This is a genomic window from Geopsychrobacter electrodiphilus DSM 16401 (genome assembly GCF_000384395.1).
Lineage (GTDB): Bacteria > Desulfobacterota > Desulfuromonadia > Desulfuromonadales > Geopsychrobacteraceae > Geopsychrobacter > Geopsychrobacter electrodiphilus.
Map to the genome: position 1 here is coordinate 963,647 of NZ_ARWE01000001.1, position 25,127 is coordinate 988,773.

Here is a 25,127-nt window from a genome sequence, read left to right on the forward strand (position 1 = left end):
ATATATTAATTGTTGATGGACAGCTGTTTGGCTGTCCATTCTTGTTTCGATTTTTCGGGGCCAGTTTGTTTCAGCAGCTGACCCGTTACGGAAAGGACAACTGTTTCTATGGCGACAATCAAGCGTGCCCTGGTGTCGGTCTCTGACAAGGCCGGAATTATCGATCTGGTTCGTGAACTCTGTGGTTTCGGAGTCGAAATCCTCTCGACGGGCGGGACTGCCAAAATGATCCGCGAAGCGGGTCTGCCGGTGATGGATGTCTCGGAATTTACCGGATTTCCAGAAATGCTCGACGGCCGGGTCAAGACCCTGCACCCCAAGGTTCATGGCGGGCTGCTCGGCCTGCGCGACAACCCGGCGCATGTCGCCACTATGGCCGCGCATGGCATTGAAAATATCGATATGGTGGTGGTGAATCTCTATCCGTTTGAGGCGACGGTTGCCAAGCCCGACTGCGCGCTTGAGGACGCGATTGAAAATATCGATATTGGTGGCCCGACCATGTTGCGCAGCGCCGCCAAGAATAATCGTTCGGTGACCGTGCTGGTCGATCCGAGCGATTACGCTCCGGTGCTGGCGGAAATGAAAGCCAGCGAAGGTGCGGTGTCGGCAGAAACCAACTTTGGTCTCGCGGTAAAGGTCTATCAGCATACTGCCTCCTACGATGGCGCCATCTCCAACTGGCTCGGCAAGAAGATGAGTTCAGACGATGCCGAATTTCCACCTGTGTTGAGTCTGCAATACAAAAAAGCCCAGTCGATGCGCTACGGTGAAAACCCGCATCAGCAGGCCGCTTTCTATGTCGAAAAACAGGTTGCCGAGGCATCCATCGCCACCGCGCGTCAGTTGCAGGGCAAAGAGCTCTCTTATAACAATATCGGCGACACCGACGCCGCGCTGGAGTGTGTCAAGCAGTTCAGCGAGGGTCCGGCCTGTGTCATCGTCAAGCATGCCAACCCCTGCGGTGTTGCCGTTGGTGAGACCCTGCTCGACGCCTATCTGCGTGCGTTTTCGACCGATCCTGAATCTTCTTTTGGCGGGATTATCGCAGTCAACCGAGAACTGGATTGTGCGACCGCCCAGGCGATTGTCGACAAGCAGTTTGTTGAGGTGATCATCGCCCCGGCTGTGGCCGAGGGCGTTTCAGAGATTATCGCGGCCAAGAAGAATGTGCGTCTCTTGGTGTGCGGCTACTGGTCCGAAATTCCGGCCGCACGATTTGATTTCAAGCGTGTTAATGGCGGGCTGCTGGTGCAGGATGCAGATCTGCTCTTGAATGGCGATCTTGAAGTGGTCAGCAAGCGTGTGCCGAGCGCCAAGGAACGTGAAGATCTGATGTTCGCCTGGCGGGTGGCCAAATTTGTCAAGAGCAACGCCATCGTCTATGGCCGTGATGGTATGACCATCGGCGTTGGTGCCGGGCAGATGAGTCGGGTCAATTCAGCGCGCATCGCGGTCATCAAGGCTGAGCACGCCGGTCTCGAAGTTCAGGGCTCGGCGATGGCTTCGGATGCTTTCTTCCCCTTCCGCGACGGAATCGACAACGCTGCCGCTGCCGGGGTCACAGCAGTCATTCAGCCGGGTGGATCGATCCGCGATGAAGAGGTTATTGCCGCAGCGGATGAGCATGGGATTGCCATGATTTTCACTAACATGCGCCACTTTCGGCATTAAGAGCGCGCCTTTTGCGCAATCTCGGCGTTACCCGGCGAAAAGACTTGTGCGACGTAGCTTGCGCTACGCCTCCGTGCCTTTTCTTGGGCGCCTTGACCTTGCACAAAAATCGCACTCCCGGATGAGGGGTGCTTGAAGGAGAGTCCTGATGAAAATTCTCGTAGTTGGCGGTGGCGGCCGTGAGCATGCGCTCTGCTGGAAGATTGGCCAGTCACCGCTTGTGGATACGCTCTACTGTGCGCCGGGAAACCCGGGCATCGCGGAGCTTGCCGAGTGTGTGCACATCGGCGCCGACGAGATTGATGCCCTGCTCGATTTTGCGCTGGCTGAAAAGATCGATCTGACCGTGGTTGGTCCCGAAGTTCCTCTGACCATGGGGATTGTCGACCGTTTTCAGGCGGCCGGGCTTGATATCTTCGGACCGAATCAGGCAGCGGCCCAGATCGAGGGGAGCAAAGGCTTCTCCAAAGATCTGATGGCGCGGCACCATATTCCGACCGCGGCTTATCAGAGCTTTACCGATCGTGATCAGGCGGTTGCATATATCAAGCAACAGGGTGCGCCGATTGTGGTCAAGGCCGATGGTCTGGCTGCCGGCAAAGGAGTCATCGTGGCGATGACCAAGTCTGAGGCGATCGCCGGAATCGATGACATCATGCTTGATAAGGTTTTCGGTACTGCCGGGTCGAGTGTGGTGATTGAAGAATTTATGGAAGGGGAGGAGGCGTCGTTCTTCGCCTTTACCGATGGCAAAAATATTCTGCCTCTTGCCTCATCTCAGGATCACAAGCGGGTATTTGATGAGGATGAAGGTCCCAATACTGGCGGTATGGGAGCCTATTCTCCGGCGCCGGTCGTCACGCCGCAACTCCATGACGAAATTGTCGCAACCATCGTAAAGCCGACCATCGATGGTATGGCTGATGATGGTCACCCCTATGTCGGTATCCTCTATGTCGGGCTGATGATTAAGGATGGCAAGCCGCGGGTCGTTGAGTACAATGCGCGCTTTGGTGACCCCGAGGCTCAGCCATTGCTGATGCGAATGAAGTCGGATATTGTACCGGTGCTGCAGGCCTGCGCACGTGGGAATTTGGCCGCAAGCTCTATCGAGTGGCACGACAAGGCGGCGGTCTGTGTGGTGATGGCGTCCGGCGGGTACCCCGCTGGTTTTGAGAAGGGGTTACCGATCTCCGGACTTGAGGATGCGGCACAAATTAACGGGCTGATGGTTTTTCATGCCGGCACGACATTGAAAGATGGTGCGGTAGTCAATAACGGTGGGCGTGTGCTGGGGGTGACCGGTTTGGGGGACACTGTGGCCAGTGCCATCAACAGGGCTTATCAAGGGGTAGCGAAAATTAGTTGGAAGAATGTTCACTTCCGCAAGGATATCGGGCAGAAAGCCCTTAATCGCTGATAGTCTGTGAGGCATGAGGAGTAAGGCATGAGGTAGGGGGCGTACTCTTCACTCCTGACGCCTCACTCCTCACCGTTTTTAACAGAATGGAGACAGCTATGAAGAAGAAGCCGTTGGTCGGGATCTTGATGGGCAGCGATAACGACTACGACATTATGGTCGAGACCGGCCGTGCGCTCAAGCAGTTTGATATCCCGTTTGAGATGATCGTATCGAGTGCTCACCGCACTCCGGAGAGGACCACGACCTTTGTCCGTCAGGCGAAGACAAACGGGATTAAAGTGCTGATCGCCGGAGCTGGCGCTGCAGCCCATCTGGCCGGTGCTATAGCTGCCGAAACAACTCTGCCGGTGGTTGCGGTGCCGATTGATGCGACCGCGATGCGGGGGCTTGATGCCTTACTGGCAATGGTGCAGATGCCCGCCGGGATTCCAGTTGCGACCATGGCGATCGGTAAGGCCGGGGCTCGCAATGCCGGGATTTTTGCCGCCCAGATAATCGCCACAAGCGATGAAACTCTGGCCTTGAAGCTTGAAGCGTACAAACAGGAGATGGTTGCCGGAGTGATCAAAAAGGCCGATGCGCTGCAACAAAGATTGAAGGATGATGGGTTGGATTGACGCATCTGCAATGCATGATTACGTGGAAGACAAAACTGTTTAAACACGATCCTGTCGGTGCCCCTGTCGCCAGGGAAGTTATGCACACCAAGTGTAAAGACTGTCATTAACCTCAAAATGACCCAACCCAGGGTAAGAGTTCTGTAAGAAATAAATCGTAGTTCTTCTCTTAAGTTGTATCAGAAGGGCCGATCTGACCTCAGATCGGCCCTTCTTCTATATTTGGCGCCAGCTTTGCATGCTTAATACCCCACTTTTCACTGGAGTCAGTAAATTGAATCCTGTACCCTACCGGAGTTTTTTAATGTTCCAGCTCAAAGATAGGTGTTGGTTATGATTGTTTTTATCAGGGGTCTGTTGGTCCTGGCTCTGTTAGTCGGCACTGCGGCTAATGTGCTCGCGACCGAAAGCTGTGTGACAGCGAATTGCCATGCGATTCTTGGCAAGGCCAAGTTTGTGCACGGTCCGGTTGCCGCGCAGGAATGCACGGTATGTCATGAAGAGACCGGTAAAAAACACCCCGGCAGCAAGGGTTCGTTCAAATTTCCTGAAAAGGGTGCGGCGCTCTGCTACCTTTGTCACGATAGCAAGACGGAAGGCTTTGCCTCGGTCCACCCGGCTCTCGAAGATGGTTGTGTCGGTTGCCACTCTCCGCATCAGTCCAACTATAAGCTCTTTCTTTACAAAGAAGGAGCCGACCTCTGTTACATGTGCCATGACAGTAAAACAGAAGGGAAGTCTTCGGTCCATCCAGCCCTCCAGGATGGCTGCATCTCATGCCATTCTCCGCATGCAGGGCCCGCGGCCAAGATGCTGCCGGCCGAGGGCGCAAAGCTCTGCGTGACTTGTCATGATGATCCTCGGGCAGGGAAGAAGGTCCTCCACGCCCCGGTGGCTGAGGGTAAGTGTACCAGTTGCCATAACCCGCACGCGGGAGACGCACCCAACATGCTGCCGGCTGCCGGGAAGGCGCTCTGCTTTACCTGCCATGATGACTTTACGGTAGGGATGACCTCGATACACCCGGCCCTGGAGGATGGCTGTACCTCCTGTCATGATCCGCATGGTAGCAATAATCGCAAGATGCTGGTGGAGACCGGCAGTAAGCTTTGTTATCGGTGCCATGATCAGAAGGCCGGGAATAAAGGAATGTTCGGCCACCCTCCGGTGGTCGAGGGGGACTGTCTTGCCTGTCATAATCCTCATGCCAGCAAGCAGAAATCTTTGCTGGTCGAAGCGATTCCGGCGCTCTGTTATCAGTGTCATGAAAGTAAAACGGAAGGAAAATCGCACGTTCATTCACCGGTCGCAGCTGGTGATTGTACTGATTGCCACAACCCCCACGAAGGCAAAGCCAAGGGGATGCTTCCGGCTGTTGGGCAAAAGCTCTGTTACCAGTGCCACGACAACAAAGCCGACAAGAAGGTGGTGCATGGTCCTGTTGCGGCCGGGGAATGTGAAAGTTGTCATGATGTCCATGCTTCGGATGCCAAATTTCAGTTAGCCGCTGAGGGCAACCAGCTCTGTTTTATGTGTCATGACGATAAGGAGGCCCTGGCGAAGATGGAGAATGTCCATCCGGCAGTGAAAGTTGGCTGCATTTCTTGTCATAATCCGCATAGCGGGCCACAAAAGTTCATGCTGCCCGAAAAGGGGGATGCGCTCTGTCTGCAGTGTCACGAGGATATTGGAGAAAAAGCCAAAAATTCCCCGGTCAAGCATGCCGCGCTTGAAGAAGGCTGTGAAACCTGTCATGACCCGCACGGCAACGGCAATTTACGGATGCTCCAGGGTGATCCGAAGGTATTTTGTGTGAGTTGTCATGATGACATGGGAGAGAAAATTGCTGCGGCCTCGTCCCAGCATAAACCTGTTGCGGAAGGTACCTGCTGGGCTTGTCATGATCCGCATGGCTCCAAGAATCGGGTGCTGCTGCGCCAATATTATCCTGAAGAGCTGTATGTCCCTTTTTCAGAAGAGAACTACGCGCTCTGCTTTCAATGTCATGATAGCCGTGCATTTATTTATCCCCGCACCAGTGAACTGACCAATTTTCGTAATGGCGACAAAAACCTGCATTTTGTCCATGTCAACAAGTCAACCAAGGGCAGGGCCTGCAAGGCCTGTCATGGGGTGCATGGCGCGGACCAGGACAAGCTGATTCTCAGTAAAATTACTGGCTTTGGCAAATGGGAAATTCCGATTAAATACACCCCGCAAAAATTCGGCGGCACCTGTACGGTCGGTTGCCATAAGCCCAAAACCTACAATCGTTCTCGAGCTGTGCAGAATGATTGAAAGTTATAGGCAGGGGAGAGATTCATGCCATATCTGAAGAGATTTTATATCTTCCTGAGCGTTCTGGTGCTTTCAGGTTGTGCGATCCAGGGCGGACCGAAACCACGCTATTTCTGGCCGATCGGTGGACTTGAACCTAAAATAGAATATGTCGACTTCTACGAATCGGACCGTGATGTCAAACATCCGGAGAGCGCGCTCTCTCAAGCAGTGCTCGGGACGGAGTTGGGAAAGCCGCTCTTCACCTCACCTCATGGTATCGGCAGTCGCGGCGATGAGGTCTTTGCCGTAACCGACCCCGGCGTCGGAAGGGTATTCGTGCTCGACCTGCCGAAAGGGGAGTTTCGCAAACTGAAAAACCCTGCAGGAGAAGATTTTGTATTTCCCATGCCGATGGCGGTGACTTATCGGCCTAATGGCGGCGGCTACGTCAGTGACACCAAACTCGGAGCGATCTACCGCTTTACCCCCAATGAGGTTGTTGTTCAGAAAATTGGTGAGGGCGCCGGTCTCAATCGACCCAATGGTCTGGCATATGACCCCCGTCAAAAGCTACTCTACGTAGCAGACACCTTAAATCACCAAATTGCCGTCTTTGCCGAAGACGGTACCCTCCTGCGGCGGATTGGCAAGCGTGGGAGTGGCCAGGTTGAATTTAATTTTCCGCTTGATATCGCCATTGCGCCGGATGGTGATCTGGTGGTACTCGACTCATTGAATGCACGCGTACAGGTGCTGCATCCTGATGGACGTTTTGTCCGGATGTTTGGCGAGCGGGGTACCGCCGCCGGTTCCTTTAAATTACCCAAGGGGATCGCAGTCGACGGGTTTGGGCATGTTTATGTCAGTGACGGGCAGGCGCATCGTTTTGTTATTTTTGACCTGAAGGGCGATTATTTGATGAGTGTCGGAAGCCAGGCTGTTGTGGTCAATGGTGAAATACACCCGGGAGGACTTGACTTGCCCAAGGGGATCGCCGCCGATCCCGATGGCAAGATATACATTGTTGATAGCCTCAACCGCATGGTGCATCGCTATCAATTCGTCAGTGATGCTTACCTCAGGCAGCATCCGATTCTTAAAGGGGAGCAGTATGTCCCCGAAAAATTGCGTTAGGGCGGTCAGCCTTAACTCAGTCCGGGCGACAAACGTTTGAAAAGAGAATGTTTCTTTTTGGCAAGGCTCTCTGACCGCATTGCCGCCTGGGGCAGAGATCTCTGATTCATTTTGACGTTGTTAAGGCTAAGACCAATATCTCAGGAGCTATTTCATATGGTTAAAAGATTGTTCATCGTTCCCCTCCTTTTATTGATGCTGGTCTCTTCGTCTTATGCCCTGGATATCGTCTACCCGGGGGATGGTACTTATGTGATCCACTCTGATTTTCTTATTATTCAGGCGGGTCCGAATGTTGATGGCTTAACCCTTGATATTGCTGGGGAAAAGAGTGATCTTTTCGACATTTCAGGTGCCGAATATAAAGCCGCTTTTGGTGATTTTCTGATTGTTCAACCGAGCTGGGCGCCAGGTAAAAATACGGTCAAGGTTGAAGCCTACAAGGCCGGCAAGAAAGTCTCCGACAAAACAACAAGTTTCTTCTTTCAGAATAATCCGCTCGAGCCACCACCCCAGGGGTTTAAGCGTTTTGTGATGCACACCCCTGAGCAAGAGGCTTTTTGCGTGGGTTGCCACAATATGAACCCGACCCCTGATCAGCTTGAAATGGTTGGAGAGAAAAATCCCTGTGCCAGTTGTCATAAGCGCATGCTCAATCATAAGTATGTTCATGGTCCGGCCGGGGCCTGGCAGTGTGCCTACTGTCATGACAGCAAGAGTAGACCGGCCAAATATCAGCCAAGGTCGCTAAATGGCGATCTCTGTGCTGAATGCCATGAAGATATTATTGAAAAATTTAAGGCATCGAAACTCTTGCACGGGCCAGTGGCCGTTTCGATGTGTGGTATTTGTCACGATTCGCACGCATCTGACTATCCCGCACAAGTGGTGTTACCTGTCAATAAATTATGCCTTGGCTGCCACGAAGGGGTCGATAAGGGGCCTCATGTAATCACTGGTTTTACCGGGAAACAGCATCCACTTGAGGGGGTGCCCGATCCTAGTCGACCACAGCGCGATTTGGCCTGTTCCGGTTGCCACGATCCACATTCCGGGTCTGCACGGTATTATTTTCAAGGGGGTGTCACTTCCCGCATGATGCTCTGCCAGAGGTGTCATCAGAAATAGCCTTCTCCGTCTTTGAAAACGGGGTCCTTTTACGCAGGGACCCCGTTTTTGTCAATCGCCTTAACTGTGTAAACGCACAGTAGATATTTATAAAAATAATCCCATGAATTTCATTAAATTATTACATTTTCTGTCAGCCTGAGCTGGTCATTCAACCCGTTTTTTAGTGATATGGCGTGAGCGCGGACAGGGTGCTCTCGAAGAGGGCCGTAAATGCAGGCCTGGTAAGGGTTTTCGCCTAGGTATACATATTGCTAGACGTCAAGGAGATATTCTAAAAATTGTTATTTTGAGTAAGTTAATGCCCCGAGTTGAAAGTTCCAGATGACCTCAAGAATATTCATGGCTGTTGCAGTTATCATCATCACCCTTTCTGGGTCGGTGGCCGTTGCAGTTGCCTCTCCCGGGCATTTGTCCGGGCTTCTCGAGTGGCGCTATGGTCAGCATACCGCGACGGAAAACGGGACACAGGTTCTAGATGCCGGCCATTTTACCCAGAAATATTCCTTGCTTTGGGATAAAGAAGGTCAGCTCATGCACGGTCGGATGGGCAAGTATAATGTCTCTCTTGGCTATGAGTGGTCCTGGATCGATTCGCGGCGCGATAACGACGTTAAAGTCTCAATAGACAATCCGCTCGACAAAATTCTCTATCGAGGTGATGTCAGTATCACTCCCGGTGGTCTTCCGTTTAATTTGCATCTTTATTCTTACGATATGCAGTCGACCCGTTTCAATTATGAAGAACTCGGGCAACTGTTCAATGTCCCCAATCAAGGATACAAGGGCGGGACAATTACCAGCATGAACAACGGTACGACCAAGATTTCCGGTGCAACCCTCACTGCTGGCGTTGTGAATGGTCAATATGGTGGTAAATATCGTGATGTTCTGACGACTCTGCCTCGCCTTTTGATCGATTACCGACAGGCTGAGGTGCATGATGTCAGGGGCCCCTTCAAGCGCGACTATGTCGACCGAGATCTCGCCTTTATCTCCCTGAACCAAAAGAATAACTGGCTGCATTATCGGGTTTATAGTCACACCGACAACCTCGATTCCAGCCAGAATTATCGTGAAAAGACCTACTTGCTCGGTAATGTCGATCATCGTAATCAACGCCAATGGGTCAACCTGACTAACTGGATACAGGTCTCATCCGATATCAGCTATGGAGAACACGTCACCAGCCCGGGTGTTAACCAGAACCTTCAGAAGCGATACGATCTTAACCTGTTTACGAAGGCGTCCAGAACAAAGTGGGAGGGGTCAAACTTCACGACATTTAACCGGACGAGAGATGAGAATTCTCTCGATAGGCAAATATATGTCCCTTTCTATTTTAATGGCGAACTGAACAGAGATACCAACTGGCGATTTCAATTGGTCGGTGATCGCCTCGAGCAAGATTATTATGCCGGGGGTCGGCAGAATACAGAAAATCTTTTCGCTTCCGGAAAGGTCGAGACCTTCCGACAGTCGCGTTTTATTTTTTCGCCAATTATTGAGGCGGCGAGAAAAGCCGGGACCCTAGGCCATGGCGTAGCCGGTCATGTGGGAGCGGATTTTTATTCGAATCCGATATATCGTTCCCCTTATGATTTTTTGGGGCAACTTGATCTGCTCTATTTTAATGGGACGGCCGATGCGGGGACTGATGTTGACTATGCCGAATTGACGGCCCATATGCGGATTGAAAAAGATCTCAACGCTCAGTTTCGTGGCGGGGTTGAACAAAAATTTATCTTTGGGAATGGTGTTTACAGTAATACCGTCAGTGACAAGATTTTTTCCATCGCAAATATCGTCTCGACTACTCAGCGGGACTCCGCTCTGCGCAGTACTACCGGGGTTTTTCTTGAGCACCATTCGCCATCCAGGTTGCGCAACCGGGTTGGAGCCAGCGTCGATTACCTGATCGGTGGCGTATCAGAGGGTGTGCAGCTGCATTTTGACCATGCCCTGGAGTATGACGGCAGGTCCTGGTCGGTCACGGCCAAGACCTCTTACCTGACCGGCGATGGCCTGCCTGCTGTGTCGGGGGTGACTCAGCAACCGACTAAAAATCAGCTCGATCACGTCTCGCGGATCAGCTATGCTCCCGGACGCACTGTCCATGCCAACGTCCAGTTTGATTACAACTATTACGATTATGGCAATAGTGTGACCCAAGAGCGCTATGGGGTGCGGCAGCTGGCGGAGTATGCTATCTGGAATCAGGCTGGGGTTATCCGTAAGTTGGCTGTCTTTGGTCAAGAATTTGAAATTGAAAACAATTATGCCACGGCGAGCGCTGTCGGAAATGATTTTACCGCCTTTACCTTGTATACAAATTATTATCCGACCAAAGCGACCCTTCTGGGCGCACGGCTACGCTATGACATTGACGGTACCCTTGGGACTGATTTGATCACCTGCTATTTGACTGCGGGTGTCGACTTTCGTCAGTTCAAGGTGAGTCTGGATTATTCATACGGCGACCGTACCCCTGGAGATGCAGTGTTGCGGCGTACTGAACAGCGGTGGGAACTCAACGTGCTGAAGACATTCTGACCCACTGGTTCCCTGTGATCTGGCTGCTTGCCAGAGAGTCGTTTGCACAGATTATCTTCTGCGCGGCATTGTCGTCAGGGTTGAGCTGGACCGGTGTCAGACTGTGCTGTAGAGCCTAATCAACCACTAAGAAAAATGCCCGCAAGGTCTTTACCTTGCGGGCATTTTTTTTTGGCAGTGCAACTCAAGTTGTCACCCGCTCAGGGTTTTGCTGGATTTTATCTCACCGCCCGTTTCTTCACGGAGGAGGCTTTTTTGTGCGTCCTGATCATTCAGGGTATTTACTATAGTCAACGCCAGCCATGTGGCCAAAGCCATAGAGATTGATTTTGCTGGGTCCGTATTGATTGCTGACGATAATTACATACTCAATTTTGAATCCAGGTGCCGCAAAGCGCTGCAGAAATGGAGCCGCTTCATAGCTGATGCTCACGCTGGACGGCAGCATCAGATCTTGTGGTTCAACGCCACCCTTGGCAAGAGCCATGTAAAGTTTGCCCTGAGGATTAAAAAGTTGCAGGTTTTCAAAGGCGGCGTCGAGGACGTAAATACGTCCATCATGATCGATAGCCATCCCTTTGGGCCGTGAAAAGGTGCCGCGGGTATCACCAAGTTGGCCGAATTCAGAGAGTTTTTGTCCCTCCGGTGAAAACTTGATTAACTTGAAGGTCAGCATATTGAGTACGGCGATATTTCCGTCAGGTGTTATTGCGACAGAGTCGGGCCAGGCAAGACCCGATTCTTTGTCGAAGGTTTTGACTACTGCGCCGCTTTTTTTATCAATAATATGCAGCAGGTTCTTGCTGACTTCGACCACGTAAAGGTAGTTGTCGTCAACCGCGATATCGTTCGGAAGCATACCTTCAGGTTGTTTATATTCCTTAAGGGGCTTGTTGTCTGGTCCGATCGCGAGGATCTGTTTTTTCCCAATATCGGCGACGTATTTGATCCCGCTCTTGTCAATCGCAATGCCCATGGGTTTGACAATGGACGGGTTGGCATACTCGAGCAGACTGGCTTTTTCGGTCTGCATGTTGAAACGCACCAGACCAGCGTAACCGATATCGGCTATATAGAAAGAGTCGCCATAAAATGCCGCGTCGCGTGCCCGCATCAGGGCCAGCCCTTTGTCGCCCACCTGTTCGGAGAGCATGCGTGAGAACCCGCCTTGCTTCAGGTCGTATTCGCTGCTGAAAGAGGTCAGAAACTGAATACGCGGGGGCGCCGGTTTGGCCGGATAGAAGACCTTCGGCAGCTGCGGAGTTGCACAGCCGGTTAATAAAAATAGGAGGCCGGTGATGAGCAGCAGAGGGAATTTTGCAAACTTAGTCATTGGAAAAACCCTTGTATTTTAAAGTGTTGGATCGGTGAGTCAGAGTGCCATTTCGGGCGGGGTTGGTCAATCGAAATAGTTGCCCTTAAACGCAAAAAGCCCGCCCTTGCGGGCGGGCTTTTTGTGCACTTGGTCTGGCGACTAATTACTTGGCGTGGCAGGTTAGACAGAGGGCCGAACCAGCGTTGTCGACGCGCAACAAGGCAGAGGCCGTTGCCGGGCCATTGTTGTGAACGTCGTGGCAGGAGGCGCACTCCATCTGGCCAGCGAAAAGCAGGTCTGAAACTGCTGTGGTCGTACCTGGGTCGTTCAGACCGCCATCAGCGCTAGCCAGGGCTGAGTCATAGAGGAATCCGACCGGGTGGTCGTCACCCAGGTTGGTGCCGAGGTTGGCGGTCGTTCCAGGTACTGCAACAGATATGGTGCTGGCCCCGGCGTTAACGCCGAAGCTGTCAACGGCAACAGTGTTGTCGTGGCAGGAGAGACAGAGCTTGCTGATGCCCGATGGCTGCGCCATGGTCGCATTCAGGGTGGCGCTGCTGTAGAGGGTGTACGAAGCGGTGGTGGTCGTGTGGTCCCACAGCGGTGCGTTGGTAACGGTGGTGTCAGCGTTGTGCGGGGTGTGGCAATAAACGCAGATCTCGGTGGTGACGGTTGGCAGCATACCGCTGAAGTCGTGGGCTGAGCCGGTGATGACGGCGAAGGCCGGGCTGGCCATCAGGATCGCAACAATTGCGCTTAACAGAACTTTTTTCATTTTACTACCTCCTGGAATTTTCCCGATTCTCTATCGGGACAGTGACTACAGCTTCGCCGGGATACATAGGTCATCACGGCAGGATTTAATTCGAGACCCCGAAGTGGGCGCCGATTCTAAGTAAGTTGATATCATGGATTAGCAACCACTATGCCAATTTCATTTTGGGGTACAATGCGGCTGTCTGGTGGCCTCTTTGCTGATCTTGGGGCCTGTATTACGGGATGCATGCGGAAGGCACTGGGCCCTTTTGGCGAAAACACCCGGTCATATAGCGAGCATTTTACGGGGTGTCACTGAGGCCAAAACCTGGGGCCAGATATCCCCGCTTGATGTTGACCCCAAGGCAAGCTGAATTTATGCTGGCTGCGAATATGGCCGTAGGTTGATTGCTCCTTCAGCGGCCTGACCGGTGTTTGATAATTCTTAAGGTTTCTGCTTGAATCCTTCCGGGCGTAGACCCTGCTGCAAAGATTGAATCCGCTGGAGAAGCTTGTTTATGTCTTATTTAAAAACCTGGGGAAGTGGACTGCTTCTGGGACTGGCTTGTCTTGCTGTTTACGGGCAGACCCTTGATATCCCCTGGTATCTTGATGACCTCCCTGGAATCGTCGAGAACCCACTTGTCAAGAGCGTGTCTGCCAGCCTTGCACAAGTCTTTCAACCCCGTGGTTTGTCAACGCTGAGCTTTTCCCTTAACCACTATTTTGGTCTGTTCGAGCCTGCGGGTTATCACCTTGTCAATGTTCTGTTGCATCTTCTGGTTTCCTGGCTGGTTTTTTTGCTCCTCGCAAGAGTCTGTAATTTCAAGCGCTGGGTTTCACTTTGCGGAGCTTTGTTGTTTCTAGTTCATCCGGTGCAGACCCAGGCCGTAAATTATGTGGTACAGCGGAGCACTCTGCTGGCTGCTTTTTTCGTTCTGTTGAGTATTCTCAGCTTCTTTGCCGCAGAGCAGACCCTGTCGCCGGGGAGCGGAGCAACCAGCAAGCGGCGATACTGGTTTTTGTACCTGCTAGCATTGCTCAGCGGAGCCTGCGCCGTCCTGACCAAGCAGAATACTGCGACCTTGCCACTGCTGCTGTTTCTTCTGGGGTGCTATCGTCAAACGCATTCCTCGCGTTGGCTTGCCCTACGGATTGCGCCATTTTTCGTAGCTCCTGTCATGGTTTTAGTTTACATGGTGCTGCTTCCGGTGTTGTCGGGGGAAGGCCTGGCGCGAGTCGCTTCGACCCATCTGCTGGCTAACCTGGAAGGGACGTCACCGCTGCATTATTTTGCAACCGAGCTCTCGGTCCTGCCACTCTATATCAAGTTAATTCTGTATCCGGTCAATTTGAGGCTCGATTACGCTTATCCGATTGTTACCCAGATTTTCACTGTTAAAAATATATCGTTGTTCGCCGGGCATGCTGCTGTGCTCGGGTCTGCCTTCTGGGCCCAAAAACGTCAGCGTGCATTATCTTTTGCCATTCTCTGGTTTTATGCGGCGCTTCTGGTTGAATCTTCGTTTATCCCACTGGATCCTGTTTTTGAGCATCGTCTCTATCTGCCGATCATCGGGCCGATCGTGCTTTTTTGTGCCCTTCTTGACTGGGGGCGGAGTAGGACAAGATGGATCGTGGCAGGGGCGGGTGCGTTGATACTGGTTTGCGGGGTGTTGAGTTGGAACCGCAATGAACTCTGGCGTCATCCGATTGCGTTTGCTGAACACGATGCCAGCAAGAGCCCCTATTCAGAAGGCCCCTGGGTTGCATTGTCCGGTCAGTATATGAAGGTTGGGCGGTTAGCCGAGGCGCGCAAGGCACTGGAACGTGCGCTTGAAATCAATCCGCAGTATCCCCTTATTTATGTCAATCTGTCCTCCATCAGTCTGCGTCAGGGCAATCCAGTCTCAGCACAAAATGAAGCTCTTGCTGGATTGAGGCATAATCCCGGCAATGAAAAACTGCAGAGGAATCTGGCTATTGCCTTTCTTCAGAGCGGTGAGCTGTCACGTGGCGTCGCCCTGCTTGACGGTCTAGCTCGCCGTCACCCCGAGGATTACAGTCTGCGCGTGTTGATAGGTCAGGCTTATATCGACCAGAAGCAATGGGGGCAGGCTGAAAAATGGTTAAAAAATGCAGTTGACATTGGGACCGACGGTGACCCTCTGCCCTACTATCTGCTGGGGGTTATTTCTTACCAACAGAAAAACTTGAAAGCGGCTGCTGATTATCTGCGGCGCGCCTTGCAGTTAAAGGGGCAGGATGTCGCAATGCTGAAAGGACTGGGGCTGGTCTTGCTGGAATCCGGAGATTTTGCCGGGGCGCGCGAACAGGTGAAACAACTGGAGGGCCTGGACAAAAGAGCGGCAGAGTCATTGCGGACTGTAATCCAATCCGTAAGGACCCCTTCTGTCGGGGCGAAACCTTAATTTCTGAAGCTATTCAAAAAGAAGACATGGGTAATTTAGGTTTCAAGGTGTCGGCGAGGGCCTGGTCACGTTGGGACAGTTCTTTGAGCAGGCCTGAATAATCAATATTTTTCTGCAGTGCTGCGGATATCAGGAGATAGTAAAACAGGGCATGCATGTTTCCGGGCTGCAGTTCACGGGTGATGGTGAAATGCCTTAGGGCTTCAACTTGCCGGTTCTGAAGATAGAGGGCGATCCCCAGATTGTAGTGTGCCTCGGGAGAGCGAGCATTCTTCTTTAAGGCCAGACGCAACAGAGCCTCCGCCTTGGGAAAATCATTGAACCGGCCATAACTGATGGCAAGATTCACCAGCATTTTATCATTGGCTTGCCCCAGCCCTCCTTTATCGATGCTGGCGGCGACCTGGTCGTAATTTTCTTTGGCGTTCTGGAGATCTCCCCGCTTGAACAGGGTGTCGGCTAACATGATCTGTGAACGATAGCTGCCATAGCCGTATGCGACATCATTTGTATAAAGTTGGAGCGGGTCAGCCCACATTGAGTTGCGGTTGTAGGACAGGAGTAAAAAGCCAAGCACCATTGCCAGGGCCGTGGCTGCCGCAAGCTGCGACTTGGTCGGAGATATTTTTGTCAGCAGGTCGACTACCAGAATGGCGAAGCCGAAGAGCGGTACATAGAGTCGGTGTTCGAAGATCGGGTCGAGGGGAATGATTGACGACTCAACCGCAAGAGCCACCGTCATCCACAGCAGGAAAAATAACAGAGTTGGCCATTTTCGGCGGATTGCGACGGCGATGCCGAACAGAGCGATGATGCCCGCCAGCGAGGCGAGAGTTGTCAGGTTAAAGATGGAATGAACCAGAGGGTATGCATAATCCAGGACCTGGTGAACTGGGATGCAGAGTAGTCGCAGGTAAAGCCAGAACACCGACAATTCGGTCGCAAAGTAGTTCAGCGGAGTCGCCGCGACTCCAGAGCGGAGCTGTTCGAAGTTGCCGATGGTTTGCCAGTTGCTCCCGGCCAGCATGGGTATGAGAACCATGCTGGCTCCGATGAGAATCGGTACGATCAGCAGGGGCGAGACATAGGCGAGATTTTTCCTGAAGTTGAAGTTCTTGGGCCGTAAAAAAAAATAATCGAAGATAAGAAACAAAAACGGAATGGTCGCAGCATTCTGTTTGGTGATCACTGCCAGAGCACCGCTGATGAGGTAGCCGGCATAAGGGAGCAAGTGCTGTTTCGCGAGAAAATTATCACCTTTTCCTTCAACTGCCTTTATGTAGCAGTAGAGCGCCATGAAGAGGAAGAGACCACTGAGGCAGGTGGATCTCTGGACGATGTAGGTGACTGCCTGAGTCTGAAGCGGGTGCAGGGCAAAGATGCCCGCCGCGACCCAGGGCCACAGAAGTGAGGCTCTGAAAACGCGAGTCAGGCAGAGGAAAACAAACAGGGTCGTCAGGACATGGATTGTCAGGTTGACAAGGTGGAAAGGAAAGACGTCCATACCCCAGAAACGAATGTTGAGGGCTATGGAGAGCAGTGCTGGGCCGCGTTGTGTGAAAAAGGAGGCAATTGCCTGGGAAATGTCTTGTGCCTGAATGTTGTTAACGATGCCCGGATAATCATCGAAATACCAGGGTGCGTGTAATGATGGAAGATAAGTGATGACGGTCAGGATTGTGAGCGCAACGCATGGGAGTACAAAACAAATGAGACGGCTTGGGGCTGTGGGTTCCTGCGCGTTATATTTTTTAAGCATAGTGATATTTCAGTTCAATCGATATTCTGAAAGGCATGGGTACGAAAAGCAAAATATTTTAAACCAAAGAAACTCACAACTGTGACAAAAACAATATTGATGGCATAGGAGACATAATAACCAAAGCCGTAAATATCTATTAAAATGATTAGACCAGACCATGACAATAACAACTGCAGGACGTAGACACAGAGGTGCCGAGAAAATTCTTTTCCCATGGGGGATTTGCTTTTAAAGGTAAAGTGCTTGTTTACAAAATAACTATTCACAACCCCGAACGACCACCCAATCCCGGAAGATAACAGATAGTGAAAACCTAGATAGGTCAGGGAACAATAGGCCGTAATATTGATAAGAAAGTTAAGGACTCCGGAAAATAGAAAGAATATAATCTGGTGGCCAAGTTTGGTCCTGGATTTCATGGAGTTTGAGTATCCAGAAAGAGGGTATTCGAAAAAGTCTGAAAGAGGGGAGCGTACCCACGCTGGAGCATCAATTTTTCAAAAAGTTCATCTCTGATATATTCTCCGCGGGTAAGAATCCCGGTCTCTATGCAAAGGATTGATGGCCGCCACCTGTCGAAATCCCAGGATTCCAGTACCTCAAAATCCATCCCCTCAATATCAATCGAGACGAAGTCTGGAGCCTGCCGAGGGAAATATTCCGCCAGAAGATCATTGATTCCAACAATCTTTACTTTTTGAATCGCCACCTCTGAACTCATCCCCTGCGAAAGGAGATGTTCTTGCCATTTTGGGTTTAAGGTCGAGAGCCCCTCAATATCCATCACGCTGAGGTCCATATCTTCTCCCCCTACCGCGGCAACGCCAACATTTATGACCTTGTCACGTTTTCTCGCCCGGCGAAGTTTCTTGCACATCTCGGAATTTGCATCGACTAGAACGCCTGAGGACCCGTTTCGGGAAAGGAGGTGCGTATTCGAATGGAGTTTCGGGTGGTTTGCCCCAATATCCAGATAGGTAATTACAGGCTTTCCCATGGTTAGAAAATATTCAAATACGCTCAGGTCTTCACCAAACTGAGAGCCAGATACGCGTCCTAACAGATAATCAAAAAGTTTATTTCTGTAAGCCGCGCGATTTTGCTTCGGCATGGATCGGTACCTTCTTAGTAGAGCTTTTAATTTCACGGGAGACCTCTTTTAGCGTTTCTGGCGTCAGATATTTTTTCCACAACTTGGCACATGGCGGTTACGGTATCGAGACCACGTTTTCCGTCGATGTGAGGCGCTGATTTATTGCTTAAGACTGAGTCAATAAAACTCTGGAGAACAATATCGACGCCGTAATGAAGTTGACCGGTAACCAAGCGGATGCCACTGCTTAAAAATCCTTTCCAGTGTTGAATGGTCGCCGTGCCGGATGTGCGTAAGATATTGAAGGCCAAATGTTGTTGATCGTTTGGCAGTACGATTAAGATATCCCTGAAAAAATCATAAATCGCCAAACGTTTATCACCAACCACCGTGAACAACCATTCACAGACCGGTGATTGAAAATTAATCGCAAGATGGGTTGGGATACCCCCTGCGCTCATTTCGACGCTCATGAGTTGTGGCGTTTTATCGCTGACATCGTCGTTGAAATGACCATAGGCATTCAAAATTTGAAGGGAGCCACCAAGCCGCTGAAGCAAGTAGAAGAAGTGGGATGCCTCGTCGAAGAATAAACCAAGAGGGAGATCTTTGTACCATGATGGCAATCGGCGGTTGCGACTGGTCAGTTGCGATTGCTGGAAAGAGACAATTTCCCCCAACTGCTTCGATTCAACCAGTTCAATCAGGCGCTGCATTCCTCTGGAAAACTGGAAATTATGCATCACATTCAAGGTTAGATTTTTTTCGGCGGCCAGGGATATGAGCTCTTTCGCCTCCGCGGGGTTCATGGTCATGGGTTTTTCAACCAGGACATGTTTGCCCAGGTCAAGACAGGTCTTCGCAAGGAGGAAATGTGTCTGTGGCGGTGTGCCTATCAGGACGGCATCTGTTGTGGTGAACCAGGCGAGAGACTCAAGTTGATTGCGGATATCCTTCCCGTCATTTATGAGGTAGGTGTTTTTCAAGTTGTAGCGTGCTGCTGTTGATGTCAGATCCTGGTTTTTTTTCCCAATAAGGCCGATAGCTTCCACGTGTTTCGTCTTGCGAATGGCAGGCAGGTGCCTCAGGTTGGTGATGTTCCCGCCACCAAATAAGCAGAGTCGTATCATGACTTGAGGTTCCTTTTATCGATTGAAGAAATCATCTGCACTTCGAGCTCTTCAGAGATTCGATCCCAATTAAAGTATGCAATAACCCGCGCCCTTAATTTTTTGGCCAGTTTTTTCCTCAGGCTTTCGTTTTCCAACAGGGTGCAAAGCGTCTCTTGTAGTTGTAATTCACTTTCAATGATCATGCCGTGGTCCGAGTCGATCAGGATTTCTTTAACTCCTCCTGCAGGAGTCGCAACCACCGCACAATTCATGAGCCCAGCCTCAAGAATGCAAGTCGGTAGTCCTTCAGGGTAGCGCGAGGGATAGGCGAAAATGTCCGCGGCATCTAACAACGATAAAACCGTTGAGTGATCAACCTCACCCAGAAAAACAATGCGGGGATGACCTGCTGCCAGGGTAATTAGCGAATTGGCTGCGGGGCCATCCCCGGCAATGAAGAGATAAAGGTCAGGATAGCGGGTTTCAATCGCGTTAAAAGCATTAATGACTGTATCCGCGCCCTTGTCGGGGAGTAAGCGTGCCGCAAAGGCAACAATTTTGGTCTGCTCGCTTAGCCCGTATCCCGGAAGAAAATCTGTTTTTTTGGCGGGAGTATCTTTTAGGTCTACCCCATTGTGGATTGTCCCCGACGATTTTATCCCAAAATGGGACCACCAGACTTCTGCCTGGTGGGAAACCGCGAAATAACTTTCTGAAAAAAGGTTGAGGGTTTTCGCCATGAGGTGTTCATATATGTGGAGGCAGCTATCAAGCCATGATTTGCCCGTTCTTATATGTCCCGTGCCGTGGCCAATGACCAATGCCGGGTTGGATTTGGACCAGCCCATCGCCGCACCGATAAGGCTCAAGGGGAACAGGTGGGTATGGATTACATAGACATCTGGTTTGGAATTCAATAAATCGCGGAGGCTTTTGCGGACAGCGCGCTGCCAGATTTTTGGTATAGGCATCCTACCTGAAGCCAGGCTGACCGATGGAATCCTTACAATTCTGAGTCCGTAATATTTTTCAGTTAACGCCGTATTGTGAAGCTGTGTCGTCAGGATTGTTACTTTCCAGCCCCTCAGATTCAGGTGTTTGGAAATACTAAAGACATAGCGCTCGATTCCGCCAATATGTGGCGGGAAAAAAGCGGCGCACATGACGACATGTCTCTGTATTTTTTCTGGTTGAGCAAGCATTGCAGGTGCCTTAAACAGCAATTGTTGGATATGGGGTGTCCGGGTTGATGCATCGTGTTCGAGCCGATGACTATTCAGCCGCTGCTGCGGGGCAGGGGGATGCGCGGGACACTCTGGACATCGAAATTGAGAAAGGCCAGCAGCATCTGGGTGCCGAGGATGATCGGCAGGGCAGAGAGCATGACGGTTCCGCTTGATACTGTGATCCCACTGGTTGCACTTTCGACCCACTTGATGGCCCCGAAGATTGAGCCGAACATGATACCTGCGCAACCCAGCAGGATTTCGAGAGAAGCGACGGTAAAATCGCGGAGGTAATAATTGTAGGCCAGTCGCTTGAGGAAGTTTCGGCTGTTTTTCAGTAGAAACTCAGGGATGGTTTTAAGGACTTTCAGATTACTCTTTTCTTCCCCGTATAGGGCACTCATCGGCAGATCCGTGACCACCGCCCTGATGGTGTTGAGGCGGAAGAGCATGTCCGACTCAAAAAAGAATCGTTTATCGATTTTATCAAGAGGTAAGTATCTAAGAACATCTGCGTGGATGGCAGTAAAGCCGTTGGTTGGATCAAAAATATTCCAGTAGCCGCTTGCCAGTTTCGTGAGAAATGAAAGACAGGCATTACCAAAAATTCGAACCGCAGGCATTTGGGCCAGATCGTCAGGGTTATGAAAACGGTTTCCCTTAGAATAATCAGCCTGCCCATTCTGGATAGGTTTGATCAATGCCGGGATAAGTTTCGGATCCATTTGACCATCACCATCGAGTTTGACGACTATATCGCAACCTTCCTCCAGGGCCTGTTTGTAGCCGGTGAGCATTGCTCCTCCCACGCCCAGGTTTTCCGTATGCCGCAGCACCTTAAGGCGGGAATCGGTAACTCCCTGTTGTGCCTGCCCTCCGGAATTTTCAGGGCATGCGTCGTCAACGAGGTAAATCATATTGACCTCAGGTCCGATACTGGAGAGGACTGATCGGACCTGCCCCCCGACCTTGTAGCAGGGGATGATTACGGCGATTCGCCACTTCTGCTGGCTCATGCGCTGGGCGCCATTGATGATGTCATCAGGACTCCGTGGGCGTTCTTGGAGATATGGGTTATGGATAATAACAAGAGATAATCCTCTATTTTCACATAGAATGAGAATCTTCGGAAGGGTAGATTTTTTGGTCGGACGTTTATATAGCGAATACTTGTTTGATCGATTATAATCCCACGCCATGGAAACTGTAGATATTTTGTATAGAGAAACCATTAAATTAATTCAGGCTAAAGACGGCTATCGATTTAGCCTCGACCCGGTGTTATTGGCTGATTTTATCACCGTGAATGGTGCAGCGCGTGCCCTTGATTTAGGTGCTGGTTGTGGAGTTCTGGCAGTGTTGCTTGCCCGAAGATCGATAGATTTGAAAGTTTTTGGTTGGGAACGGCAAGGACAAATGGTGACGCGGGCAATGGAGAGCGTCCGGTTGAGTGGGCTGGCAGAGCAGGTTTCGATTTGTGAGGCTGATCTGCGGTGTTTCCGCGAATTGGCTATTGCAGGAACATTTGATCTGGTTGTAACGAATCCACCCTATCGAAAAATTAATTCCGGCCGGATTGCTCCTGTCGATGAGCGTGCGGCTGCTCGACATGAACTGGCGGGCGGGCTGGAGGATTTTCTTGCTGCTGCAAGTTGGTGTTTGAAGCATGGAGGTTGCTTTGGGATTGTCTTTCTTGCCGAGCGACTGAGTGAACTACTGGTGGGCATGACCGCTGTCGGCTTAGAGCCGAAGCGCTTGCGCATGGTACACTCACGCCGGGGAGAGCCTGGCAAGATAGTTCTCGTTGAGGGGCGTAAAAAGGGTGCTGTCGGATTGAAAGTGGAGCCACCACTATTTATCTATAAGAGTTCAGGCGTTAACGAATATACCGAAGAAGTTAAACGAATTTATGAGAAAGAATAAGCATTTAAGTTCTTGATTTTGCTTTGGTTAGTTTTTTTTGCCGAATAAATAACCTGCGCATTTCATTTTTTAAGTCGTTTTCTGGCAATCCTGTCAGACTTTCCTCGATCTCGATTTGTTCGGATTCGGACAGTTTCTCTGTTTGCCACTTAATAGTGGGTTCTGATGCAGTCGTTGTCTCGGGTTGCAGGTCCCCGCGGCGCAGGTAGATGTCATCGATATCACAATTGGGCAGTTCGGCGTGGAGCTTTTTAATAATCTGTGGTTTAAGCATTTGGAGTTGCTGCATCCAGACTGGGTTGTCAACGCGAACTTCAAGGATCTTTTCTCGAATTCTGAGAGGTCGTGCGTGGCGGGCAATCTGCTCGCCAACCACCTTGTCCCAGACGAGCCAGGCCTGGTACCGTGGTAAGCGATCATCCAGCCCTGTGTCACCGAGCAGTTTTTTGAGGAGTCCGGCAACGGCCTCAGCTTTTTTGAGTTTCGGGCGTTCGCTGCGCTTCATAGTTGACGGCGACGGATGCGTGAGCCGGCTATCTGGCCTATCACGGCGCAGGCAAGGGTGAATGGGATAACGGTCCAGCCGAAATCGAGGGTAAGTCGCAGAACGATAATGAAGGGAATTGAGAGGTGGATCAGCAGGAACCAGCGAAAGGAGAATTTACGACTGGTTTCACGCAGGTAGCCGAGGGGGAGGTTACTGCCAAGAGCAAAAAGCAGTAACCCGGTCAGTTGCAGGGCACGATCTGGAGTCACAATGAATATTTATCCTCTGTAATGTTTTAAATTAAAGGTCAATCTTATCATGAGAATCGTTGTGGATGAAAGTGGTGCAGCGTCGATTTTGGGGCGAGATCTGCAGGGGTTTTGTCGGTCAACTGTTGAAGCTTTTGGTTAAGGACATTCCGCTTGCATCTGCAGGGGAGACGTGGCACTATGCCCGGCCGGACTGCTCTTGGGGTCCGTAGTTTGTTTGGGAGAGCGGCATTGGTTAAAGATGGTGATCTGGTCGCGATTTTTCACTCAATCCATCGGGTGATGAAGGCCGAAAAAATATTGAAGCAGGCGGGCAAGCAGGTGTTGTTGATTCCGGTGCCACGGCAATTGACGAGTGACTGCGGCTTGGCGATTCGATTTACGCAAGATTTACGGGTTGAAATTGAAGAGGTTTTGGCGGCTTCCGGCTTGGAAATTCAGGAGCTGTACCTGCGGAAATATAAGGATTTTGTCCGTCTTGATGGTTGATCTGGTGCCCGTTTTTGCTTGACAGGGTTGCCCGACCCTTCATATATTTACTCTTTCGTCTTTTAGGGTATTCTTAAAACGTGTTTGATGGCCTGTCCGACAAGTTGGATGCTGTTTTTAAGAAGTTGCGCGGACACGGGCGACTGACGGAACAGCATATCAAGGAGACCATGCGGGAGATCCGCCTGGTGCTGCTTGAGGCCGATGTTAATTTTCGGGTGGTGAAAGATTTCGTCGCTCGCGTTGGTGAGCGGGCCGCAGGTCAGGATGTCCTGCAGAGCTTAACCCCCGCCCAGCAGGTGATCAAGGTTGTTCGCGAAGAGCTCGCGACCCTGATGGGTGAAGGTGAAGAGAATGGTCTTAACCTGGCGGCACGTCCGCCGGTTCCGATCATGCTCTGTGGTTTGCAAGGTGCAGGCAAGACCACCACCTGCGGCAAGTTGGCGTTGAAGCTCCGCCGTGAAAAACGTAATCCGCTGCTGGTCCCGGCCGATGTCTACCGTCCGGCGGCGATAGAACAGCTTAAAACCCTCGGTCGGCAGCTCGGTATCGAAGTCTTCGATTCTGCGGCTGATCAGGATCCGGTCGATATCTGTCGTCGGGCCCTTGCTTATGGCCAGTTGAACGGTTTTGATACGCTGATTCTCGATACCGCCGGTCGGCTGCACATCGACACTGAGTTGATGGACGAGCTGCGGCGGATCGTTGATGCGGTGTCACCATCCGAGATATTGTTTGTTGCTGACGCGATGACCGGGCAGGATGCCGTTAACGTTGCGGCCAGCTTTAATGAACAGCTATCGTTGACTGGTGTGATTCTGACCAAACTGGACGGTGACGCTCGCGGGGGGGCGGCGCTCTCTATCCGTGCCGTGACTGGTAAGCCGATCAAGCTGATCGGCATGGGGGAAAAACTCGAAGCACTTGAGGTTTTTCATCCTGATCGCATGGCGCAGCGTATTCTCGGGATGGGCGATGTTCTCAGCCTGATCGAAAAGGCGCAGGCTGCGGTTAACGCAGATGAAGCTGCGGCGATGGACGCGAGTCTGCGCAAGCAGGGTTTCACTCTGGAAACCTTTCTCGAGCAGATGCAGATGGTTAAGAAGATGGGCTCGATGGAGTCTATTCTTAAGCTGATTCCGGGCGCGGGTAAAGCCTTGAAAAAGGCTGGAGACATGCAACTCCCCGAGAAGGAGTTGTCACGGATAGAAGCGATCATCCGGAGTATGACTCCTGGCGAACGGTTTGACCCCCGGATTTTGAATGGTTCCCGGCGGTTGCGTATCGCCAAGGGGAGCGGGACGCGCGTGCAGGATGTTAATCAACTGCTCAAACGTTTTGTTGAAGCTCAAAAAATGATGAAAAAAATGCAGAAAATGGGTCCCAAGGGGCTCAAGGGAATGCTCGGCCGTGGTGGTCAGCTTCCGTTTTAAATATGACGCCGAAATAATCTT

At 51.3% G+C, this 25,127-nt stretch carries 21 protein-coding genes; 11 read left to right on the forward strand and 10 right to left on the reverse strand.

Annotated elements, in window-relative coordinates; genetic code table 11:
• Positions 1-108: 108 nt before the first annotated feature.
• From purH to D888_RS0104560, 7 genes are all read left to right on the forward strand, one after another.
• Positions 109-1,674 carry a bifunctional phosphoribosylaminoimidazolecarboxamide formyltransferase/IMP cyclohydrolase gene (gene purH / locus D888_RS0104530; protein WP_020675350.1) on the forward strand — a complete coding sequence of 522 codons (1,566 nt, stop codon included), beginning with the start codon at positions 109-111 and terminating at the stop codon, positions 1,672-1,674.
• Between the two features lie 148 nt (positions 1,675-1,822).
• Positions 1,823-3,094 (forward strand): phosphoribosylamine--glycine ligase, encoded by a 1,272-nt coding sequence (gene purD / locus D888_RS0104535; RefSeq protein ID WP_020675351.1) that lies wholly within the window; start codon positions 1,823-1,825, stop codon positions 3,092-3,094.
• 98 nt (positions 3,095-3,192) lie between these two features.
• Positions 3,193-3,714 carry a 5-(carboxyamino)imidazole ribonucleotide mutase gene (purE, locus tag D888_RS0104540; protein ID WP_020675352.1) on the forward strand — a complete coding sequence of 174 codons (522 nt, stop codon included), beginning with the start codon at positions 3,193-3,195 and terminating at the stop codon, positions 3,712-3,714.
• A 333-nt stretch (positions 3,715-4,047) separates the two neighbouring features.
• On the forward strand, positions 4,048-6,012 hold the full coding sequence (locus D888_RS22900; RefSeq protein ID WP_020675353.1) for a cytochrome c3 family protein: 1,965 nt from the start codon (positions 4,048-4,050) through the stop codon (positions 6,010-6,012).
• Between the two features lie 24 nt (positions 6,013-6,036).
• Positions 6,037-7,128 carry a 6-bladed beta-propeller gene (locus D888_RS22905; RefSeq protein WP_020675354.1) on the forward strand — a complete coding sequence of 364 codons (1,092 nt, stop codon included), beginning with the start codon at positions 6,037-6,039 and terminating at the stop codon, positions 7,126-7,128.
• 156 nt (positions 7,129-7,284) lie between these two features.
• The gene (locus D888_RS0104555) at positions 7,285-8,256 is read left to right on the forward strand and encodes a cytochrome c3 family protein (protein WP_020675355.1); all 972 of its coding nucleotides are present in this window, start codon (positions 7,285-7,287) and stop codon (positions 8,254-8,256) included.
• A 342-nt stretch (positions 8,257-8,598) separates the two neighbouring features.
• Positions 8,599-10,809: a hypothetical protein gene (locus tag D888_RS0104560; RefSeq protein ID WP_020675356.1), complete on the forward strand. Its 2,211-nt coding sequence runs from the start codon at positions 8,599-8,601 to the stop codon at positions 10,807-10,809.
• A gap of 268 nt (positions 10,810-11,077) precedes the next feature.
• On the opposite strand, the gene D888_RS0104565 is transcribed toward D888_RS0104560, so the two are convergent.
• Together D888_RS0104565 and D888_RS0104570 are read right to left on the reverse strand one after the other, a co-directional pair.
• A complete protein-coding gene (locus D888_RS0104565) occupies positions 11,078-12,142 on the reverse strand; it encodes an NHL repeat-containing protein (protein ID WP_020675357.1) in 1,065 nt (354 codons plus the stop codon).
• A 145-nt stretch (positions 12,143-12,287) separates the two neighbouring features.
• Positions 12,288-12,899 carry a cytochrome c3 family protein gene (locus tag D888_RS0104570; protein WP_020675358.1) on the reverse strand — a complete coding sequence of 204 codons (612 nt, stop codon included), beginning with the start codon at positions 12,897-12,899 and terminating at the stop codon, positions 12,288-12,290.
• 499 nt (positions 12,900-13,398) lie between these two features.
• Between D888_RS0104570 and D888_RS0104575 the strand changes: the two genes are divergently transcribed.
• Complete coding sequence (locus tag D888_RS0104575) at positions 13,399-15,312, forward strand: tetratricopeptide repeat protein (RefSeq protein WP_020675359.1); 1,914 nt, start codon at positions 13,399-13,401, stop codon at positions 15,310-15,312.
• Between the two features lie 13 nt (positions 15,313-15,325).
• Here the strand turns inward: D888_RS0104575 and D888_RS0104580 are convergent, their stop codons facing one another.
• The 6 genes from D888_RS0104580 to D888_RS0104605 form a co-directional block, all read right to left on the reverse strand.
• Positions 15,326-16,816, reverse strand: a complete 1,491-nt coding sequence (locus D888_RS0104580) for a tetratricopeptide repeat protein (protein ID WP_169513265.1) — start codon at positions 16,814-16,816, stop codon at positions 15,326-15,328.
• Between the two features lie 269 nt (positions 16,817-17,085).
• Complete coding sequence (locus tag D888_RS24940; RefSeq protein ID WP_020675361.1) at positions 17,086-17,493, reverse strand: GtrA family protein; 408 nt, start codon at positions 17,491-17,493, stop codon at positions 17,086-17,088.
• Positions 17,490-18,185, reverse strand: coding sequence for an FkbM family methyltransferase (locus tag D888_RS0104590; protein ID WP_026362210.1), 696 nt, complete (start codon positions 18,183-18,185; stop codon positions 17,490-17,492). The genes D888_RS24940 and D888_RS0104590 overlap by 4 nt, the downstream gene beginning before the upstream one ends.
• Before the next feature lie 32 nt (positions 18,186-18,217).
• Complete coding sequence (locus D888_RS20690) at positions 18,218-19,297, reverse strand: Gfo/Idh/MocA family protein (protein WP_020675363.1); 1,080 nt, start codon at positions 19,295-19,297, stop codon at positions 18,218-18,220.
• A complete protein-coding gene (locus D888_RS0104600; RefSeq protein WP_020675364.1) occupies positions 19,294-20,481 on the reverse strand; it encodes a glycosyltransferase family 4 protein in 1,188 nt (395 codons plus the stop codon). Before D888_RS0104600 ends, D888_RS20690 begins: the two co-directional genes overlap by 4 nt.
• 74 nt (positions 20,482-20,555) lie before the next feature.
• Positions 20,556-21,521, reverse strand: a complete 966-nt coding sequence (locus tag D888_RS0104605) for a glycosyltransferase family 2 protein (RefSeq protein WP_020675365.1) — start codon at positions 21,519-21,521, stop codon at positions 20,556-20,558.
• Between the two features lie 181 nt (positions 21,522-21,702).
• Between D888_RS0104605 and D888_RS0104610 the strand changes: the two genes are divergently transcribed.
• Entirely contained in the window at positions 21,703-22,428 is a 726-nt protein-coding gene (locus D888_RS0104610; RefSeq protein WP_026362211.1) for a tRNA1(Val) (adenine(37)-N6)-methyltransferase, read from the forward strand.
• 4 nt (positions 22,429-22,432) lie between these two features.
• On the opposite strand, the gene D888_RS0104615 is transcribed toward D888_RS0104610, so the two are convergent.
• Positions 22,433-22,933, reverse strand: coding sequence for a DciA family protein (locus D888_RS0104615; protein ID WP_020675367.1), 501 nt, complete (start codon positions 22,931-22,933; stop codon positions 22,433-22,435).
• On the reverse strand, positions 22,930-23,184 hold the full coding sequence (locus D888_RS0104620; protein ID WP_020675368.1) for a hypothetical protein: 255 nt from the start codon (positions 23,182-23,184) through the stop codon (positions 22,930-22,932). Before D888_RS0104620 ends, D888_RS0104615 begins: the two co-directional genes overlap by 4 nt.
• 180 nt (positions 23,185-23,364) lie before the next feature.
• Here D888_RS0104620 and D888_RS0104625 point away from each other — a divergent pair, with 180 nt between their 5' ends.
• Both D888_RS0104625 and ffh read left to right on the forward strand, forming a co-directional pair.
• Positions 23,365-23,673, forward strand: coding sequence for a putative Se/S carrier protein (locus tag D888_RS0104625; protein ID WP_020675369.1), 309 nt, complete (start codon positions 23,365-23,367; stop codon positions 23,671-23,673).
• An 80-nt stretch (positions 23,674-23,753) separates the two neighbouring features.
• On the forward strand, positions 23,754-25,106 hold the full coding sequence (ffh, locus tag D888_RS0104630) for a signal recognition particle protein (RefSeq protein ID WP_020675370.1): 1,353 nt from the start codon (positions 23,754-23,756) through the stop codon (positions 25,104-25,106).
• Positions 25,107-25,127: the final 21 nt, after the last annotated feature.